This window comes from Streptomyces sp. NPDC003327 (assembly GCF_053589515.1).
In genome coordinates this window covers 26,139-43,850 of sequence record NZ_JBSFSA010000049.1, presented here as the reverse complement: position 1 = coordinate 43,850, position 17,712 = coordinate 26,139, and the positions used below count along the sequence as shown (strand labels likewise).

Here is a 17,712-nt window from a genome sequence, read left to right as displayed (position 1 = left end):
CACCTACCCTCCCCTACACCCCCTCTTCCCCTCCCCGCCGTCCTTCCCTTGTGGTTTTTCCGTCCGCCGGGAGGCCGGGCCGGCGGGGGCCCCCGCGCGGCGGCCCCACCCCCGGGCGCCGGGCCCCGGGCCCGGCGATCAGACGGGCTCGGTCGCCCGGACCCGGCGCGGGCGCGACCTGGCCACGGCCACCCCCGCCAGGCACAGCGCGCCCCCGGCGAGGGTCAGCGCGCCCGGCAGCTCGCCGAGGAGCACCCACGCCATCACCACCACCAGCGCGGGGACGGCGTAGGTCGTCGCTCCCATCCGCCCAGCGGTCGTACGGGCCAGGGCGTACGCCCAGGTCGTGAACGCCAGCGCCGTCGGGAAGACGCCCAGGTACACCATGTTCAGCGTCGCCGGGAGCGGGGCCCGCGCCGCCTCCGTCACCAGCTGCCCCGCGAAGGGCAGACAGGCCGCCGCGCCCACCAGGCACCCGAACGTCGTCACCTGGAGCGCGCTGCCGTGGGCGAGTGCGGGCTTCTGGGCGACGACCCCGCCGGCGTACGCGACGGCCGCGAGGAGGCAGAGCGCGACGCCGAGCACCGAGGCGTGGCCCTCCCCCGACATCGACAGGCCCACCGCCACCGCGCCCGCGAACGACACGGCCATCCCCGCGACCAGCCGGGGCGGCAGCGACTCCTCGAGGAACCGGGCGCCGAGCAGCGCGATCAGGACGGGGCCGATGTTCACGACCATCGCGGCGGTGCCCGCGTCGACCTCCTGCTCGCCCCAGTTGAGGACCACCATGTAGACCCCGAACCAGAGCAGTCCGGACGTCAGGATGCCGGGCCAGGCGGCCCGCGGCGGCAGGCCCTCCCGCCGTATCAGCAGGACGGCCCCGAGGACCAGGGAGCCGGCGAGCAGCCGTCCGAGGGCGAGGGCGCCGGGGGAGTAGGCCGCGCCCGCGCTGCGGATGGAGACGAAGGCGGAGGCCCACAGGACGACGGTGACACCGGCGGCGGCGAGCGCGAGGCGGGAGGTTCGCTTCTGCATGGGACGACCGTAGGCCGTGGACCTTTCGGCGCTCACCGCAACGTCGCCGGGTCGATGCCGAGCGACCGGCGCAGGGCCCGCTCGCCGTCCGCGGTCACCTTCACCGCGCGCTCCGTCCCGATCCGTACGCACCAGGCGGCCTCCAGCGCGTGCGCGCAGAGCGCGGCGCCCGCGAGCCCGGCCAGGTGCGGCCTGCGCTCGGTCCAGTCGAGACAGCCGCGCGCGACCGGCCGCCTGCCCCTGGGTACGAGGGGGAGGCCCAGCTCCGCGAACCACGCGAGGCCCCGGTCCGTCAGCGCGAACCCGGTGTCCTGGCGCAGCAGTCCGCGCGTGGTCATCGCGTCGGTGATCGCGATCCCGAGCCGGCCCGCGAGGTGGTCGTAACAGGTCCGCCCCCGGGCCATCGCCCGCCCGGCGCTCGCGGCCCCCAGCGACCGGGGCGGGGCGGGCGCCGGCGGCTGGGACCGGGCGGCCAGGTCCTCCACCAGGTGCGCGACGCCGGCGTCGGCGAGGCGCACGTACCGGTGCCGGCCCTGGCGCTCCTCGGCGAGCACGCCGCCGGTGACGAGCCGGCCCAGGTGTTCGGTCGCCGTGGACGGGGCCACGCCCGCGTGCCGGGCGAGCTCGCCCGCGGTCCAGGACCGCCCGTCGAGCAGGGCGAGCAGGAACGAGGCCCGGGTCTCGTCCGCGAAGAGGGCCGCGAGGGCTGCGAGATCGTGTGCTGCCATGCCCCCCAGCATCCCGCACGTACGTTTCGGCCGACACCGAAACGTACCGACACGGAAACGCACCGGCGGCGAGACGTGCCCCGGTGTCGAGGCGTGCCCAGACGCCGAGACGTGCCGCGGTGTCGAGGCGTGCACCGGCACCCGGGCGCGCGCCCCGGCGCCGGGATCCGCTACTCGTCGCGCTTCGCCCAGTTCCCCCGGACGCCCGCCTCGTACTGCGTCGTCAGACCGTCGAGCAGGGCCCGCAGTCCGGTCGCGAAGGCCCGCTCGTCGACCTTCTGGCGGTGCTCCGCGAGGCGGTGGGCCTGGCCGAGGTGGGGGTAGTCGGCGGGGTCGTAGGCGGTCTCGTCGTCGACGAAGCCCCCGGCGAAGGACCCGAGCGCGGAGCCGGTGACGAAGTAGCGCATCAGCGCGCCGATGGAGGTGGCCTGGGCGGGCGGCCAGCCCGCCCGGACCATCGCGCCGAAGACCGCGTCGGCGACCCGCAGGCCCGCCGGACGGCGGCCGGGGCCCTGGGCGAGGAGCGGGGCGACGTGCGGGTGGTCGGCGAGGGCGGCGCGGTACGAGACCGCCCAGTCGTGCAGGGCCGTCCGCCAGTCGCGGCCGTCGGCCTCCTCGAACATCGACAGGTCGATCTTCGCGCTGACCGAGTCCGCGACCGCGTCGAGGATCTCGTCCTTCGTGCGGAAGTGGTTGTAGAGGGACGGGCCGCTGACGCCGAGTTCGGCCGCGAGTCGACGCGTGGAGAGGCCGGCGAGACCCTCCGCGTCCACGAGCGCTCCCGCCGTCTCGACGATGCGGTCTCGGCTGAGCAGGGGCTTGCGCGGTCGGGCCATGGCGCACATAGTAGGCCTGCACCATAAAACTAGCAGTGGTAATTTAACGCCGAGTGGGGTGGCACGCATGAATCTGGAGCTGAGCGAGGAGCAGGAGGCCGTACGGCGGCTTGCCGAGGACTTCGTCGCCCGCGAGGTCACCCCGCACGTGGTGGCCTGGGACCGGGCCGAGGAGGTGGACCGGGCGATCGTGAAGAAGCTCGGCGCCGTCGGCTTCCTCGGGCTCACCGTCCCCGAGGAGTACGGCGGCTCGGGCGGCGACCACCTCGCGTACTGCCTCGTCACCGAGGAGCTGGGGCGCGGCGACTCGTCCGTGCGCGGCATCGTCTCCGTCTCGCTCGGCCTCGTCGCCAAGACGATCGCGTCCTGGGGGAGCGAGGAGCAGAAGCGCGCGTGGCTGCCCCGGCTCGCCGCCGGAGAGGCGCTCGGCTGCTTCGGCCTCACCGAGCCGGGCACCGGTTCGGACGCGGGGAACCTCACCACGCGCGCGGTGCGCGACGGCGACGACTACGTCGTCAACGGCACCAAGATGTTCATCACCAACGGCACCTGGGCGGATGTCGTCCTGCTTTTCGCCCGCACCAACGACACCCCCGGCCACAGGGGCGTCTCCGCCTTCCTGGTCCCCACCGACACCCCCGGCCTCACCCGCCGCCCCGTCCACGGCAAGCTCGGCCTCCGTGGCCAGGCCACCGCCGAACTGGTCCTGGAGGACGTCCGCGTCCCGGCCCGCGCGATGCTCGGGCCCGAGGGGAAGGGCTTCACGGTCGCGATGTCCGCCCTCGCCAAGGGGCGCATGTCGGTCGCCGCGGGATGCGTCGGCATCGCGCAGGCCGCGCTCGACGCCGCCGTGCGGTACGCCGGGGAGCGCGAGCAGTTCGGCCGCTCCATCGCCTCGTACCAGCTGGTGCAGGAGCTGCTCAGCGACATCGCCGTCGACGTGGACGCGGCCCGGCTCCTCACCTGGCGGGTCGCCGACCTCGTGGACCGGGGCCAGGAGTTCGCCACGGCCGCGTCCCAGGCGAAGCTGTACGCCTCCGAGGCCGCCGTCCGCTGCGCGAACAACGCCCTCCAGGTCTTCGGCGGCTACGGCTACATCGACGAGTACCCGGTCGGGAAGCTGCTCAGGGACGCCCGCGTGATGACCCTGTACGAGGGCACCAGCCAGATCCAGAAGCTGATCATCGGCCGCGCGCTCACGGGCGTCTCCGCCTTCTGAGCCCCCGCCTTCTGGGCCTTCTGAGTATCCGGTCGGGGCGGCTGAGTACGCGGGCGGATGTGGCGTGGCCCACATCCGCCCGACCCTTGATCGCATGAGCGACTCTCCGGTCAAGCAGCAGAACACCGCCGCGTACTACGCGCAGGCCGTCCTCTCCTTCGGCATCGCCCTCGCCGCCGTCGGCATCGGCGTCTACCAACTTGAGGCCAGTGCCTGGGTGCGGGCCTTCCTCGCCGTCTCCGTCCTCTACCTCACCACCTCCGCCTTCACCCTCGCCAAGGTCGTCCGCGACCGGCAGGAGGCGGGCCAGATCGTCAGCCGCGTCGACCAGGCCCGCCTCGAGAAGCTCCTCGCCGAGCACGACCCCTTCCAGAAGCTCTAAGCGCTTGCTCAGCTTCGTTGTATGGTGTTCGTCCTGACGGGTCCGAGGAGGAGTGTGGGATGAGCGCGGCGGAGGAGACGCCCGGCGGCGAGGAGGACGTGCCGTGGGGCGAGGTCACGCCCGAGGCCGCCCGGCGGCTGCTGGTGGCGGCCGTCGAGGCGTTCGCCGAGCGCGGCTACCACGCCACCACCACCCGTGACATCGCGGGCCGCGCCGGCATGAGCCCGGCCGCGCTCTACATCCACTACAAGACGAAGGAAGAGCTGCTCCACCGGATCAGCCGCATCGGCCACGACAGGGCCCTGGAGATCCTCCGGGCCGCGGCCGACGGCGACGGCAGCGCCGCCGAGCGGCTCGCCGACGCCGTCCGCTCCTTCGTCCGCTGGCACGCCGAGCGGCACACGACGGCCCGCGTCGTCCAGTACGAGCTCGACGCCCTCGGCCCGGAGCACCGCGCCGAGATCGTGGAGCTGCGCCGCGAGACCGACGCGACCGTGCGGCGGATCATCAACGAGGGTGTCGCGGCGGGCCAGTTCGACGTGCCGGACGTCCCCGGCACCACGGTCGCCGTGCTCTCGCTCTGCATCGACGTCGCGCGCTGGTTCAACACCCAGGGGCGCCGGACGCCCGACGAGGTCGGCGCGCTCTACGCCGACCTCGTCCTGCGGATGGTCGGGGCCCGGACGTAGGAACGGGCCCCGGAGCGGGTGTGGGCCCGGGAGCGGGAGTGGCGGTGCGGGCGGGAGTGGGAGCCGGGGCTCAGAAGTAGTAGCGGGAGACCGACTCGGCGACGCAGACCGGCTTCTCGCCGCCCTCGCGCTCCACCGTCACCGCGGCGGTCACCTGCACGCCGCCGCCCGCCTCCTCGACCTTCGTCAGGACGGCGGTCGCGCGCAGCCGGGAGCCGACGGGCACGGGGGCCGGGAAGCGGACCTTCTCCGTGCCGTAGTTCAGGCCCATCTTCACGCCCTCGACCCGCAGCACCTGCGGGACGAACAGCGGCAGCAGCGACAGGGTCAGATAGCCGTGCGCGATCGTCGTGCCGAAGGGGCCGGTGGCGGCGCGCTCCGGGTCCACGTGGATCCACTGGTGGTCCCCGGTCGCCTCGGCGAAGAGGTCGATCCGCTTCTGGTCGATCTCCAGCCAGTCGCTGTGCCCCAGCTGCTCGCCGACCCCCGCGCGCAGCTCCTCGGCGGAGGTGAAGATCCTCGGCTCGGCCATGTTCCGTCCCCTTCTGTAGCGGCATACCCAACGGTCGGTATCCAAGCGCTTGCTCAGCATGTGCGGTGCGGGGGCCGCTGTCAACGGACCATTAGGGTTCGAGGGGTGCCGCAGATTCCAGAGAAGATCCACGAACTCACCGTCGGCCAGCTCTCCGCCCGCAGTGGGGCCGCCGTCTCCGCCCTGCACTTCTACGAGGCCAAGGGGCTCATCCACAGCCGCCGCACCTCCGGCAACCAGCGCCGGTACGGCCGCGACACCCTCCGCAGGGTCGCCTTCGTCCGGGCCGCACAGCGCGTCGGCATCCCCCTCGCGACCATCCGCGAGGCGCTCTCCCAGCTGCCCGAGGAGCGCACCCCCACCAACGAGGACTGGGCCCGGCTCTCCGCCACCTGGCGCGCCGAACTCGACGAGCGCATCACCCAGCTCGGCCGGCTCCGCGACCACCTGACGGACTGCATCGGCTGCGGCTGCCTCTCCCTGGAGACCTGCGTCCTGTCCAACCCCGACGACGTCATCGGCGAGCGCATGGCGGGCTCCCGCCTGATGCCGCTGCGCCGGCCCGCCGCACAGGACCCCACCGGTCGGTGACCCGCGGCCGCCCCTCGGTACGCCGGGGCGGCCGCGACCGGCTCCGCCCGGGACGCCGCGTCCGGCGCCCCGCGCCCGATGCCCGTCCGTCAGGAACGGGAGGCGGTCACGCGGCGGGGGCCAGCGTCCGCGAGCGTGGGGCGCCGGCGCGCGCCAGGGCACCGGGCGTCAGTACGGCTCGGGGCACGGTCACACCGCAGTCACCGCACGCGGGGCCGGTCCACGGCTCGACGCCCCCACCGCGCGGCCACGCGAAGTCCGCACCGGCGCAGACCGGGCACCGGTCGCCGGGACCGCGCTCCAGGGTCGCTATCAGCCGCCGCAGCACCTCCGGCAGCGGCTCCGACGGGTGCACCTCCGGATCACCGCACCGCACCACGCCGTTGCCGCCCCAGACGCGCCGGTGCCAGTCGTCGAGCGCGCCGAGCCCGCGCAGCCCGTCGTGCTTCTCGCGCCGCCGCCGGGCCGCGAACTCCTCCTCGTACGCGAACCACACGGCCCGCGCCTCCTCCACCTCGTCGAGCGCGGCCACCAGCCGCTCCGGGTCGACGTCCCGGTCCTCGGGACCGAAGCCGTGCCGTCGGCACAGGTGGTCCCAGGTCGCCCGGTGTCCGTACGGCGCGAACCGCTCCAGACACTTGCGCAGCGAGTACCTGCGCAGCGCCGTGTCGAAGCCGGGATCGCGCACCTGTCTCGCGAGACTCCGGAAACCGGCCATCCCTCGCCACCTCCGTCGCTGGTCCTTCCGCGGTATCAGAGGGACGAACGAGCGGCCCGCGATGTTCCATCGGAATGCGGATGGCAGCCATCACCGGTGCCGGCGGGGCGGGAGGGGTTCGGCGGAACCCGCGCCTCCGGCCCGGCGTCCCCGACGTCCGCGGACGTCGACGGCGTACGGACGTCAGGGGCGTCCGGGGACGTCAGCGGCCCGCGCGGGCCGCCGCGACCACCACGCGGGCCAGTTCCCCGCGCACGATGTCGCTGTGCGAGCGGACCACCTCCGCCGCGTCCACACTGACGCAGCCCGACCCGGGCACGCCCTCGCGCAGCACCGCGGCGATCGTCCGCTCCACCGTCCCCGGCACGGCCCGCACGCCGTCGTACCCGATCGCGCCCCAGCGCGGGTCGTCGAGGCCGAGCACCCCCGGCCCCGGGGCCCGTCCCGGCACCCCCGGCCCCGGGGCCCGTCCCGGCACCCCCGGCCCCGGCGTCCCCGGCGCGAGCGGCCCGGTGAGGGACGCCGAGTCGTTCGCGAGGCGCGAGGCGAGCGGGTACATCACCCGGAGCGCGCTGTCGTGGTGCGAGTAGCAGGCCACCACAGGTCCGCGCACCCGCCGCTGCAGGTCCCGCAGCGCCCCCGACCGGCCCGGGTCGTGCGGCAGCCGCGCCGCGAACGCGTAGTGCGAGAAAGCCCCCTGAAGGAGCGTCACCGAAGCCACCGGCCTGATCCCGGACGGCAGCCCCCGCAGGGCGTACGCGACGAGCCGGGCGCCCATGCTGTGCCCCGCGAGGTGCACGCGCAGCCCCGGCGCGGCGCGGCCCACGTCCGCGAGCAGCGGCCCGAGCCCGTGCTCGCCCACCCGACCGGCCCGCTTCTTCATCACGTAGTACGTGGCCTGGCGCAGCGCCTCCCCGGCCCCCTTCCAGTACCGCCGCAACCCCGGACCGAACCCCTCCTCGGCCCCGTCCGCCCCGGCCCCGCCCTCCAGCGCCGCGGTGAACGCGGCGCAGACCGCCACCGGGTCCGCGACCAGGAACTCCGGCACCGGCTCCCCGGCCCCGAGGGCCGCCTCCCGGCCCCCGCCCGTCACGCCGCCCGTCCCGCCCGCCACGTCCGTCAACTCCCGCAGCAGCGCCCCGAACTCCTCGAACGCGGCCTCCTCCGGCGGTGCCAGGTCGAGCAGCTCCGTCAGCCGCGCCAGCACCGGCTCCTTCTCCGGCAGCACCGTCACCAGCGCCCGGTAGTCGGGCACGGACTCGTCCGTGAACATCATCGAGGGCCAGATCACCCCCGCGTACGCGGGCTCCACGCCCGGCGCGAACAGCGCGGGGAACGGCGCGAGGAAGTCGGAGTAGAGGCGGGTGGCGCCGGAGGGGGAGTTGTTCCACCCGTGGGCGAAGACCACCAGGTCGGTGACCCCGCGGCGGGCCAGCGCCACCAGTTCGGCGGCCTGGCCCGCGGGACCGTCGCCGTCCTTGTCGAAGGTGAGCTCCCGGTACGGTTCCACACTCATCCCGGCCACGGCCCGACCGTCCCTCCACGTCGAGGCGGCCGCCGCACCCCTGGGCGCGCGGTGCGCGGGCGGCGGCTCCACGGCAAGGATGCCCGTCCGCGCCGCCCGTCAGACGTGGCCGCGGCCCGGCGCGCCGACCGTGTCGGACCCGCGGCCGCGCCGCCCGTCGGATGCGGGGCCCGCGCCCCGCCGGCCCCCCGTCAGCGGTAGAGCAGGTACTCCTCCCGCACCGCGCGGAAGGCCGCGAGGTCCGTCGCCCACGCGCCGACCACCTCGTCGACGTCCGCGCCCGCGTCGATCAAGGTCCGCACCCGGGTCGAACCGGTGAGCTTGTCGATCCAGTTGTCCGCCCGCCAGGCGAAGCCCGGCCAGGAGCGGCGGGCCGTGACGAGGAGGCCGATCCCGGTCCGTACCGGATCGAAGGCGTCCCGGTCGTGGACGTGGAGCTGGACGCCGCCCACCGTCCGGCCCTGGAACTTGGAGAAGGTCGGTGAGAAGTACGCCTCGCGGAAGCGGACCCCGGGCAGCCCCAGCGCGTTCGCGGCCTCCGCCCAGCGCCGGTCGACGCCCTCGGCGCCGAGGAGTTCGAAGGGGCGGGTCGTGCCGCGCCCCTCGGAGAGGTTCGTGCCCTCGAAGAGGCAGGTGCCCGCGTAGACGAGCGCGGTCTCCGGCGTCGGCATGTTGGGGCTCGGCGGCACCCACGGCAGCCCGGTCGCGTCGAAGAACTCCGAGCGCCGCCACCCCGACGTCCGTACCGTCTCCAGTTCGACCGGCCGGGCCAGGAACTCGCCGTTGAACAGCCGGGCCAGCTCGGCCACCGTCATGCCGTGGGCCTGCGCGATCGGCTCGCGGCCGACGAAGGTCGCGAACGCCCGGTCGAGGACGGGCCCCAGCGCGGCCCGCCCCGTGACCGGGTTCGGCCGGTCCAGGACCACGAACCGCTTCCCGGCCAGGGAGGCCGCCACCATGCAGTCGTACAGCGTCCAGATGTAGGTGTAGAAGCGGGCGCCGACGTCCTGGATGTCGAAGACGACCGTGTCGACGCCCGAGGCGGTGAAGACGTCGGCGAGCGGCTGCCCGCTCTTGAGGTACGTGTCGTAGACGGGCAGTCCGGTCGCCGGGTCGTCGTGGCGGCCCTCGGAGCCGCCGGCCTGGGCGGTCCCGCGGAAGCCGTGCTCGGGGCCGAAGACGGCGACGAGGTCGATCCGCTCGTCGGCGTGCATGACGTCGACGATGTGGGTGGCGTCGCGGGTGATGCCGGTGGGGTTGGTGACGACACCGACGCGCTCCCCGGCGAGCAGCGCGTACCCGTCCGCCGCGAGCCGCTCGAAACCGGTCCGCACCCGGCCGTGAGCCGGCCCCTTGCCCTCCCCGGGAGGTGCCGCCGCGGCGGTCGACGGGGCGGCGGCCACGGCGCCGAGCGCGCCTCCGGCGGCCAGCAGACTCCGACGCGACAGACTCATGCACCCTCCTCGGGGTCCCGCGGGGATCGTGACATGAGCACGCACGGTAGCGCTCCTGACGCCCCGCGGGAACGAGGCGTGCGGTCCTCACTCTTCCGCGCCACCCTTCCCTCCTCACATACCGACCGGTTAGTCTGCCCGCGTCGTCACAGCGGAGAGGTGGGGCCATGAGCGAGGACACGAGCGCCGGCACGGACGCGAGCGCGGGCGCGAACCCGCACACGCGTACGGCCACGGGCCGGATCAAGGGCGCCGGAGTCGTCGTCACCGGAGCCGGCGGCGGCATCGGCGCCGCCCTCGCCCGGCGGTTCGCCGCCGAGGGCGCCCGGGTCGTCGTCAACGACCTCGACCCCGACCGCACCCGCGCCGTCGCCGAGGAGATCGGCGCCCTCGCCGTCCCCGGCGACGCCTCCGCCGTCGTCGACGCCGCCCGCGACGCCCTCGGCGGCACCGTCGACGTCTGGTGCGCCAACGCCGGACTCTCCTCGCCCGGCGACGCCTTCGCCGACGAGGACGTCTGGGCAGCCGCCTGGGACGTCAACGTCATGGCCCACGTCCGCGCCGCCCGCGCCCTCCTGCCGGCCTGGCTGGAACGCGGCGAGGGCCGCTTCGTCTCCACCGTCTCCGCCGCCGGACTGCTCACCATGATCGGCGCCGCCCCGTACAGCGTCTCCAAGCACGGCGCGTACGCCTTCGCCGAATGGCTCTCCCTCACCTACCGCCACCGCGGCCTCAAGGTCCACGCCATCTGCCCGCAGGGCGTCCGTACGGACATGCTCACCGCCGCCGGATCGGCGGGCGACCTCGTCCTCGCCCCCACCGCCATCGAGCCCGAGGACGTCGCCGACGCGCTCCTCGACGCCATCGCGGCCGACCGCTTCCTCGTCCTGCCCCACCCTGAGGTCGCCGGCTACTACCGCAACCGCGCCACCGACCCCGAGCGCTGGCTCGGCACCATGAACCACGTCCAGCGCACGTGGGAGACGGGCACCCCCTAGCGTCCGACGCTGCAGATGGGAAGATCTACCCACGGGGACCCCCGCCGCCGGAGGCGGGGGCACGGACGAAGGAAGGCGGCGGAGCATGGCCAGGACGACGGACGGGAGCGGCACCCCCGTCCCCCAGAGGCTGCTGGCCGCCGCCACCCGGCTGTTCGCCGAGCGCGGTTACGACCGGACCTCCGTCCAGGAGATCGTCGAGGCCGCCGGGGTCACCAAGGGCGCCCTCTACCACTACTTCGGCTCCAAGGAGGACCTCCTCCAGGAGGTCTACGCCCGCGTCCTGCGCCTCCAGCAGGAACGCCTCGACGCGTACGCCGACGCCGACGCGCCCGTCGAGGAGCGGCTGCGCGACGCCGCGGCCGACGTCGTCGTCACCACCATCGAGAACCTCGACGACGCCGCCATCTTCTTCCGCTCCATGCACCACCTCAGCCCCGAGAAGAACAAGCAGGTACGGGCCGAGCGGCGCCGCTACCACGAGCGGTTCCGCGCCCTGATCGAGGAGGGCCAGCAGGCCGGCGTCTTCTCCGCCGCCACCCCCGCCGACCTCGTCGTCGACTACCACTTCGGCTCCGTCCACCACCTCTCCACCTGGTACCGCCCCGACGGCCCCCTCACCCCCGAACAGGTCGCCGCCCACCTCGCCGACCTCCTGCTCCGCGCCCTGCGCCCCTGAGCCGCCCGCGCCGCCGCCGCTCCCTCCGACGGGCACCGAACGCCGGGTCCGGCGCCCCGGCGGCGCCCCCCGTCGACGACGAGCGGGCCGCGGTCCCGACCGCGACCCGCTGGTCCTGCGCCCCCGCCGAGGCCCGGCCCGGCTCCGGCGCCGCCTACAGGTACTTCTTCAGCTCCCGCCGGGCCAGCGACCGCTGGTGCACCTCGTCCGGGCCGTCCGCGAGCCGCAGCGTCCGCGCCGCCGCCCACAGCTCGGCCAGCGGGGTGTCCTGCGAGACCCCGCCCGCACCGTGCGCCTGGACCGCCTTGTCGATGATGTCGACGACCGCGCGCGGGGTCGCGATCTTGATGGCCTGGATCTCGGTGTGCGCCCCCCGGTTCCCGACGGTGTCCATGAGCCAGGCCGTCTTGAGGACGAGGAGCCGCAGCTGCTCGATCGTCACCCGGGCGTCGGCGATCCAGTTCTGTACGACGCCCTGCTGGGCGAGCGCCTTGCCGAAGGCCGTACGGGACACCGCCCGGCGGCACATCAGCTCCACGGCCCGCTCGGCCATGCCGATCAGCCGCATGCAGTGGTGGATGCGGCCGGGCCCGAGCCGGGCCTGGGCGATCGCGAAGCCGCCGCCCTCCTCGCCGATGAGGTTCGCGGCCGGGACCCGCACCCCGTCGAAGACCACCTCGGCGTGGCCGCCGTGGTAGTGGTCCTCGTACCCGTACACCCGCATCGCCCGGCGGACCTCGACGCCCGGGGCGTCGCGCGGGACGAGGATCATCGACTGCTGGCGGCGGATGTCGGCGCCGTCGGGGTCGGTCTTGCCCATGACGATGAAGACCTTGCAGTCGGGGTTCATCGCCCCGGAGATGTACCACTTGCGTCCGTCGACGACGTACGCGTCCCCGTCCCGCCGGATGCGGGTCTCGATGTTGGTCGCGTCGGAGGAGGCGACCTCCGGCTCGGTCATCGCGAACGCGGAGCGGATCTCGCCCGCGAGCAGCGGTTCCAGCCACTGCTTGCGCTGCGCCTCGTCGCCGAACTGCGCGAGCAGCTCCATGTTCCCGGTGTCGGGCGCGGCGCAGTTGAGGGCGGTGGGGGCGAGCTGCGGGCTGCGGCCGGTGATCTCGGCGAGCGGCGCGTACTGGAGGTTGCCGAGCCCGGCGCCGTACTCCGCGTCGGGCAGGAAGAGGTTCCACAGGCCCTGCCGCTTGGCCTCGGCCTTCAGCTCCTCCACGACCGGCGGGGTGTCCCAGGGCGAGGCGAGGAGGGCGCGCTGCTCCTCCGCGACCGCCTCGGCCGGGTACACGTACGCGTCCATGAAGGCGAGGAGCTTCGCGCGGAGTTCCTCGGTGCGGGCGTCGTAGGTGAAGTCCATGGCGGGTCAGCCCTCCTGAAGGGTGGTCAGGCCGTGCTCGATGAAGACCGGGACCAGCGCGCCGATGCGGTCGAAGCCGGCGCCGACCGTCTGTCCCAGGGTGTAGCGGTAGTGGATGCCCTCCAGGATCACGGCGAGCTTGAACCAGGCGAAGGCCGTGTACCAGGAGAGGGCGGAGGTGTCGCGGCCCGAACGGGCGGCGTACCGCTCGACGAGCTCGGCGGCGGCCGGGTGGCCCGGGGCCTTCGCGGTCGTGGAGACGGGCGAGTCCGGCAGGTCCAGCGGCGTGCTGTACATGACGAGGAGGCCGAGGTCGGTGAGCGGGTCGCCGAGCGTGGACATCTCCCAGTCCAGGACGGCCCGGACGCGGTCGTCGGCGCCGACGAGGACGTTGTCGAGCCGGTAGTCGCCGTGCACGACGGTCGGCGGGGGAGAGGCGGGCAGGGCGCGCCCGAGGGCGGCGTGCAGCTCGTCGATGCCCGGCAGGTCGCGGCCGCGGGAGGCGTCGAGCTGCTTGCCCCAGCGGCGCAGCTGCCGGTCGAGGAAGCCCTCGGGCCGTCCGAAGTCGCCGAGCCCGACCGCCTCGGGGTCCACGGCGTGCAGGTCGACCAGCGTGTCGACGAGGGCGAGGACGGCGGCGCGGGTGCGCTCGGGGCCGAGGGGGGCCAGCTGCTCCGCCGAGCGGAACGGGGTGCCCTCGACGAACTCCATGACGTAGAACGGCGACCCGAGGACTGACTCGTCCTCGCAGAGGACGACCGTCTCCGGGACCGGTACGGCGGTGGTCGCCAGCGCGCTGATGACCCGGTGCTCGCGCCGCATGTCGTGCGCGGTGGCGAGGACGTGGCCGAGGGGCGGGCGGCGCACGACCCAGCGGCCGGAGGCGGTGCCGTCGGTCACGACGTACGTCAGGTTCGAGCGGCCGCCCTCGATCAGCCGGGCTTCGAGGGGGCCGGCCACCAGGCCGGGCCGCTCGCCGTCGAGGAAGCGGCGCAGGCGCTCGGGGTCGAGACCTGGCGGCGGGGCGGGACTCATCGTTGCGTACCTCCGGATCGGCTGCGGTCGGCGTTCATGATGACCGACCAGTCGGTATGTCGTCCAGGGGTGGACCGGTGGGTGCCGGGCGGGCGGTGGACGGGGAAGGGGAAAGAGGCGTCGACGGTCTGGTCGCACGGTCGCATGCATGAATAGAGTTCACATATGGATGAGAAGCCGCTCCTCGTCGACACCGTCCGACTGACCCCGATCCTCATCTCCGACCCGCCCCTGCTCAACACCCAGGGAGTCCACCAGCCCTTCACACCGCGCCTCGTCGTCGAGATCGTCACCCGCGGTGGAGTCGTGGGACTCGGCGAGACGTACGGAGACGGCGTCTACCTGACCGTCGCCCGCGCGCTCGCCGAGGCGCTCCCCGGCCGCGCGATCACGGACGTGAACGCGCTGTTCGCGCTGGCGAGCACGACGGACCCGGGCCCGGACACGGACCCGGACCCGGACCTGGAGGCCGGGGTCGACGCAGGTGGCCTGCGCGGCGTGCGGACCGCCGACAAGCTCCGCCTCTCCGTCGTCTCCGCCTTCGAGACCGCCTGCCTCGACGCCCTCGGCAAGACCCTCGGCCTGCCCCTCCACGCCCTCCTCGGCGGCAAGGTCCGCGACTCCGTCGAGTACAGCGGCTACCTCTTCTACCGCTGGGCCGCCCACCCCGGCGCCGAACCGGCCGACACCCACGGCGCCGCCCTCGACCCCGCCGACGTCGTCGCCCAGGCCCGCCGCCTCGACCGGGAGTACGGCTTCCGCTCCTTCAAGCTCAAGGGCGGGGTGTTCGCCCCCGACGAGGAGGTCGCCGCGATCCGGGCGCTCGCGGCCGCGTTCCCCGGCCGCCCGCTGCGCCTCGACCCCAACGGCGCCTGGTCCGTGGGGACCGCGCTCGCCGTCGCCCGCGCACTCGGCGAGGTCCTGGAGTACCTGGAGGACCCCGTGACCGGCACCGACGCCATGGCCGAGGTCGCCGCCCGCACGGACGTGCCGCTCGCCACCAACATGTGCGTGACCACCTTCGAGGAGGTCCCGAAGGCCTTCACGAAGGGGGCGGTGCGGATCGTCCTCGCCGACCACCACTACTGGGGCGGCCTCCACCGCACCCGCGAACTCGCCGCCCTCTGCCGCACCTTCGGCGTCGGCCTCTCCATGCACTCCAACACCCATCTGGGCATCAGCCTCGCCGCCATGACCCACGTCGCCGCCACCCTGCCCGGACTGCACCACGCCTGCGACACCCACTACCCCTGGCAGACCGAGGACGTCGTCACCACCCGACCCGTCTTCCGGGACGGCAGGCTCGCGGTCTCCGACGCCCCCGGCCTCGGCGTCGTCCTCGACCCCACCGCCCTGGCGGCCCTCCACCGCCGCTGGCTCGACGACGACGGCACCCTGCGCGACCGGGACGACGCGGCCGCGATGCGCCGCGCGGACCCGGACTGGGCACCCCGCCGCTGGTGACGGCAGGGACGGGGCGCTACGCGTGACAGGCCACCGGCACGCCGCCGTTCATCGCGGCCATGTCCCCGAAGACCGCCGCCGGGTCGAGCGGCGCCCCCTCCGGCAGCCCGGCAAGCTCCGCGTACGCCCGGTGCAGGTTCGCCACCAGCCGCTCGCTCTCGCGCCACGCGGCGAACTCCCCGAGGTCCGCCCGCCGCGCCGTCTCCAGCGGCGTGGCGCCCTCGGCGTATCCCTCGGCGGCCAGCTCGCGCACCCGGAGCAGGTACCGCTCGGTCGCGTCGTACGCCGACGGATCGGCCACCGGCCCGTGCCCCGGCACCACCGTCGGCGCGTCCAGCGAGCGCAGCAGCGCGAGCGCCCGCAGCGACCCGGCCAGCGAGCCCATCGGCAGGAACGGCGTCCCGCCGTGGAAGACCAGGTCGCCGGTGAACACCACGCCCTGCTCCGGGAGGTGGACGATCGAGTCGCCCGTCGTGTGCGCCGCGCCCGGATGGATCACCCGGACCTCGATCTCCCCGACGTACAGCGTCAGACGCTCGCGGTACGTGAGCGAGGGCGGCACGATCTCCACCCGGCCGAAGTCGGTCCGCGGCCACAGCAGGTGCAGCTGGTGCCCGGCGGCGAGCTGCTCCGAACGGCAGTTCTCGTGGCCCACGACCCGCGCCTCGGGCAGGAACACCCCGTTGCCGTACGTGTGGTCGCCGTGGTGGTGGGTGGTGACGATCGTCCGCGGCGGCGCGAGCCCCGCGTCGAGGACGGCCCCGCGCAGCAGCCGCGCCCGCCGCTCGGTGGCCGCGGTGTCGACGAGCAGCGACTCCCGCGCGTCGCCGACGAAACCGGCGTTGTTGAGGCACCAGCCGCCGTCCGGCTGGACGAAGGCGTGGACGTGCGGCGCGAGTTCGGCCACATAGGGATCGGTGGCGGGCACAGGTGTTCCCCCGGACGAGAGCCGACTGGACAGGGGAAGCGTGCCAGTCGGCCGGCGCCCGGGGGAAGGGCGACGGGCCGGGATGCGAGGGGCCGGGATGCGAGGGGGCGCGAGCGGGGGACCGGGGTGCGAGCGGAAGACCGGACGGCTCAGTGGTCGTCCCAGTGGTTGTCGTGGGCCGCGTGGCGGTGCCCGTCGTGCTCGTAGTCGAGGTGGTCGCCGTGCGTCACCGCCGTGTGTCCGCAGCCGGGCCCGTGGGTGTGCTCGGGGTGGGTGTGCGGGACGTGGTCGGTCGTCTCGCACTCGTCCCAGTGGCCCGAGTGCTCGCGGTGCAGATGTCCGTCGTGGGCGTAGTCGACATGGTCCCGATGGGTGACGGCGGTGTGCCCGCACGACGGGCCGTGGGTGTGCGCGTGCGTGGGGTGCTCGTGGTGGAGGAGGGTCATGACCGGGCCTCTGCCTCTGTGAGGGGGCGGCTGATGCCACCCAGGCTAGCCCCGTACGCGCCTCTCGTCCCGGTTCGTCGCTTTCCGTCGCGCGACTCCCGAGTTGCGGGCGTGCCGGGCCGCCCCGAGGGTCGTGCACATGAAGGCCATCAGCTACCGCCGGTACGGCGGCCCCGAGGTGCTGGAGTACGGCGAGGTGCCCGACCCGAAGGTCGGACCCGACGAGATCCTGGTCAAGGTGCGGGCGGCCGCCGTCAACCCGGTCGACTGGAAGGCACAGGCCGGTTATCTCGACGGCATGTTCGACGCGGTCTTCCCCGTCGTCCCCGGCTGGGACGTCTCCGGCGTCGTCGTCCGGCCGGGCGTCTCCGTCACCGAGTACGCCGAGGGGGACGAGGTGATGGGGTACGCACGGGAGGACGTCCTCGCCCACGGCACCTTCGCCGAGTACGTCGCCGCCCCCGTCCGCACCCTCGCCCGCAAGCCCCGCACCCTCGGCTTCGAGGAGGCCGCGGCCCTGCCGCTCGTCGGCCTCACCGCCTACCAGGCGCTCCACCAGGCACTCACGGTCGGCCCCGGCGACACGGTCCTCGTCCACGCGGCGGCGGGCGGCGTCGGCTCGATGGCCGTGCAGATCGCCCGCCACCTCGGCTGCCGGGTCATCGGCGCCGCGCGCGAGTCGGGTCTGGAGCGGGTCGCGGAACTCGGCGCGGAACCGGTCCGCTACGAGGAGCGGACCTTCGCCGAACAGGTCCGGGCCCTCGCCCCGGGAGGCCTGGACGCCGTCCTCGACACCATCGGCGGCCCGTACCTCCAGATCTCGGCCCGGCTGCTCGCCCCCGGCGGCCGCCTCGCCTCGATCGCCGACGGCGAGGTCCTCGCGCTCGGCGGCCGCTACTTCTGGGTCCGGCCCGACGCCGCCGACCTCGCCGCCCTCGCGGACCTGGCCGACGAGGGAGTCCTGACCGTACGGGTGGCCCGGACCTTCCCCCTGGAACGCGCGGCGGACGCCCAGCGCGCCAACGCCGAGGGCGGCCTGAACGGCAAGGTCGTGGTGACGGTCCCGTAGGGGTGACCGGGGCCG

Annotated in this window: 19 protein-coding genes; 8 read left to right on the top strand and 11 right to left on the bottom strand. The window is 74.5% G+C overall.

Annotation, left to right across the window (positions count from 1 at the left end; genetic code table 11):
- Positions 1 to 138 precede the first annotated feature (138 nt).
- From ACWDVG_RS27445 to ACWDVG_RS27435, 3 genes are all read right to left on the bottom strand, one after another.
- Entirely contained in the window at positions 139 to 1,035 is an 897-nt protein-coding gene (locus tag ACWDVG_RS27445; protein ID WP_451702933.1) for a DMT family transporter, read from the bottom strand.
- 32 nt (positions 1,036 to 1,067) lie between these two features.
- Positions 1,068 to 1,775 (bottom strand): ArsR/SmtB family transcription factor, encoded by a 708-nt coding sequence (locus tag ACWDVG_RS27440; RefSeq protein ID WP_451702932.1) that lies wholly within the window; start codon positions 1,773 to 1,775, stop codon positions 1,068 to 1,070.
- A gap of 158 nt (positions 1,776 to 1,933) precedes the next feature.
- A complete protein-coding gene (locus ACWDVG_RS27435; protein WP_451702930.1) occupies positions 1,934 to 2,599 on the bottom strand; it encodes a TetR/AcrR family transcriptional regulator in 666 nt (221 codons plus the stop codon).
- A gap of 67 nt (positions 2,600 to 2,666) precedes the next feature.
- Here ACWDVG_RS27435 and ACWDVG_RS27430 point away from each other — a divergent pair, with 67 nt between their 5' ends.
- The 3 genes from ACWDVG_RS27430 to ACWDVG_RS27420 all read left to right on the top strand — a co-directional run bounded on the left by ACWDVG_RS27430 (position 2,667) and on the right by ACWDVG_RS27420 (position 4,889).
- Entirely contained in the window at positions 2,667 to 3,818 is a 1,152-nt protein-coding gene (locus ACWDVG_RS27430; RefSeq protein WP_451702928.1) for an acyl-CoA dehydrogenase family protein, read from the top strand.
- Between the two features lie 94 nt (positions 3,819 to 3,912).
- Entirely contained in the window at positions 3,913 to 4,200 is a 288-nt protein-coding gene (locus tag ACWDVG_RS27425) for a YiaA/YiaB family inner membrane protein (protein ID WP_451702926.1), read from the top strand.
- Between the two features lie 59 nt (positions 4,201 to 4,259).
- A complete protein-coding gene (locus ACWDVG_RS27420; protein ID WP_451702925.1) occupies positions 4,260 to 4,889 on the top strand; it encodes a TetR family transcriptional regulator in 630 nt (209 codons plus the stop codon).
- Positions 4,890 to 4,959: 70 nt separating this feature from the next.
- Here the strand turns inward: ACWDVG_RS27420 and ACWDVG_RS27415 are convergent, their stop codons facing one another.
- On the bottom strand, positions 4,960 to 5,421 hold the full coding sequence (locus ACWDVG_RS27415) for a MaoC family dehydratase (protein ID WP_451702923.1): 462 nt from the start codon (positions 5,419 to 5,421) through the stop codon (positions 4,960 to 4,962).
- Positions 5,422 to 5,526: 105 nt separating this feature from the next.
- Between ACWDVG_RS27415 and soxR the strand changes: the two genes are divergently transcribed.
- Positions 5,527 to 6,012 carry a redox-sensitive transcriptional activator SoxR gene (gene soxR, locus ACWDVG_RS27410; RefSeq protein ID WP_451702922.1) on the top strand — a complete coding sequence of 162 codons (486 nt, stop codon included), beginning with the start codon at positions 5,527 to 5,529 and terminating at the stop codon, positions 6,010 to 6,012.
- A gap of 106 nt (positions 6,013 to 6,118) precedes the next feature.
- Here the strand turns inward: soxR and ACWDVG_RS27405 are convergent, their stop codons facing one another.
- The 3 genes from ACWDVG_RS27405 to ACWDVG_RS27395 all read right to left on the bottom strand — a co-directional run bounded on the left by ACWDVG_RS27405 (position 6,119) and on the right by ACWDVG_RS27395 (position 9,709).
- On the bottom strand, positions 6,119 to 6,730 hold the full coding sequence (locus ACWDVG_RS27405) for a hypothetical protein (RefSeq protein ID WP_451702920.1): 612 nt from the start codon (positions 6,728 to 6,730) through the stop codon (positions 6,119 to 6,121).
- A 202-nt stretch (positions 6,731 to 6,932) separates the two neighbouring features.
- Complete coding sequence (locus ACWDVG_RS27400; RefSeq protein WP_451702918.1) at positions 6,933 to 8,246, bottom strand: serine-threonine protein kinase; 1,314 nt, start codon at positions 8,244 to 8,246, stop codon at positions 6,933 to 6,935.
- A 200-nt stretch (positions 8,247 to 8,446) separates the two neighbouring features.
- Positions 8,447 to 9,709, bottom strand: a complete 1,263-nt coding sequence (locus ACWDVG_RS27395; RefSeq protein WP_451702916.1) for an exo-beta-N-acetylmuramidase NamZ family protein — start codon at positions 9,707 to 9,709, stop codon at positions 8,447 to 8,449.
- Between the two features lie 242 nt (positions 9,710 to 9,951).
- Between ACWDVG_RS27395 and ACWDVG_RS27390 the strand changes: the two genes are divergently transcribed.
- Together ACWDVG_RS27390 and ACWDVG_RS27385 are read left to right on the top strand one after the other, a co-directional pair.
- Positions 9,952 to 10,707, top strand: a complete 756-nt coding sequence (locus tag ACWDVG_RS27390; protein WP_451702934.1) for an SDR family oxidoreductase — start codon at positions 9,952 to 9,954, stop codon at positions 10,705 to 10,707.
- Between the two features lie 85 nt (positions 10,708 to 10,792).
- Positions 10,793 to 11,386: a TetR/AcrR family transcriptional regulator gene (locus ACWDVG_RS27385; protein WP_451702915.1), complete on the top strand. Its 594-nt coding sequence runs from the start codon at positions 10,793 to 10,795 to the stop codon at positions 11,384 to 11,386.
- 154 nt (positions 11,387 to 11,540) lie between these two features.
- Here the strand turns inward: ACWDVG_RS27385 and ACWDVG_RS27380 are convergent, their stop codons facing one another.
- Positions 11,541 to 12,755, bottom strand: a complete 1,215-nt coding sequence (locus ACWDVG_RS27380) for an acyl-CoA dehydrogenase family protein (protein WP_451702913.1) — start codon at positions 12,753 to 12,755, stop codon at positions 11,541 to 11,543.
- Positions 12,756 to 12,761: 6 nt separating this feature from the next.
- Complete coding sequence (locus ACWDVG_RS27375; protein WP_451702911.1) at positions 12,762 to 13,790, bottom strand: phosphotransferase family protein; 1,029 nt, start codon at positions 13,788 to 13,790, stop codon at positions 12,762 to 12,764.
- A 165-nt stretch (positions 13,791 to 13,955) separates the two neighbouring features.
- Here ACWDVG_RS27375 and ACWDVG_RS27370 point away from each other — a divergent pair, with 165 nt between their 5' ends.
- Positions 13,956 to 15,254 (top strand): enolase C-terminal domain-like protein, encoded by a 1,299-nt coding sequence (locus ACWDVG_RS27370; RefSeq protein WP_451702909.1) that lies wholly within the window; start codon positions 13,956 to 13,958, stop codon positions 15,252 to 15,254.
- Between the two features lie 16 nt (positions 15,255 to 15,270).
- On the opposite strand, the gene ACWDVG_RS27365 is transcribed toward ACWDVG_RS27370, so the two are convergent.
- Both ACWDVG_RS27365 and ACWDVG_RS27360 read right to left on the bottom strand, forming a co-directional pair.
- The gene (locus ACWDVG_RS27365) at positions 15,271 to 16,182 is read right to left on the bottom strand and encodes an MBL fold metallo-hydrolase (RefSeq protein ID WP_451702908.1); all 912 of its coding nucleotides are present in this window, start codon (positions 16,180 to 16,182) and stop codon (positions 15,271 to 15,273) included.
- A gap of 149 nt (positions 16,183 to 16,331) precedes the next feature.
- Positions 16,332 to 16,628, bottom strand: coding sequence for a hypothetical protein (locus ACWDVG_RS27360; RefSeq protein ID WP_451702905.1), 297 nt, complete (start codon positions 16,626 to 16,628; stop codon positions 16,332 to 16,334).
- A 139-nt stretch (positions 16,629 to 16,767) separates the two neighbouring features.
- On the opposite strand from ACWDVG_RS27360, the gene ACWDVG_RS27355 reads away from it, so the two are divergent.
- A complete protein-coding gene (locus tag ACWDVG_RS27355; protein WP_451702903.1) occupies positions 16,768 to 17,697 on the top strand; it encodes an NADP-dependent oxidoreductase in 930 nt (309 codons plus the stop codon).
- Positions 17,698 to 17,712: the final 15 nt, after the last annotated feature.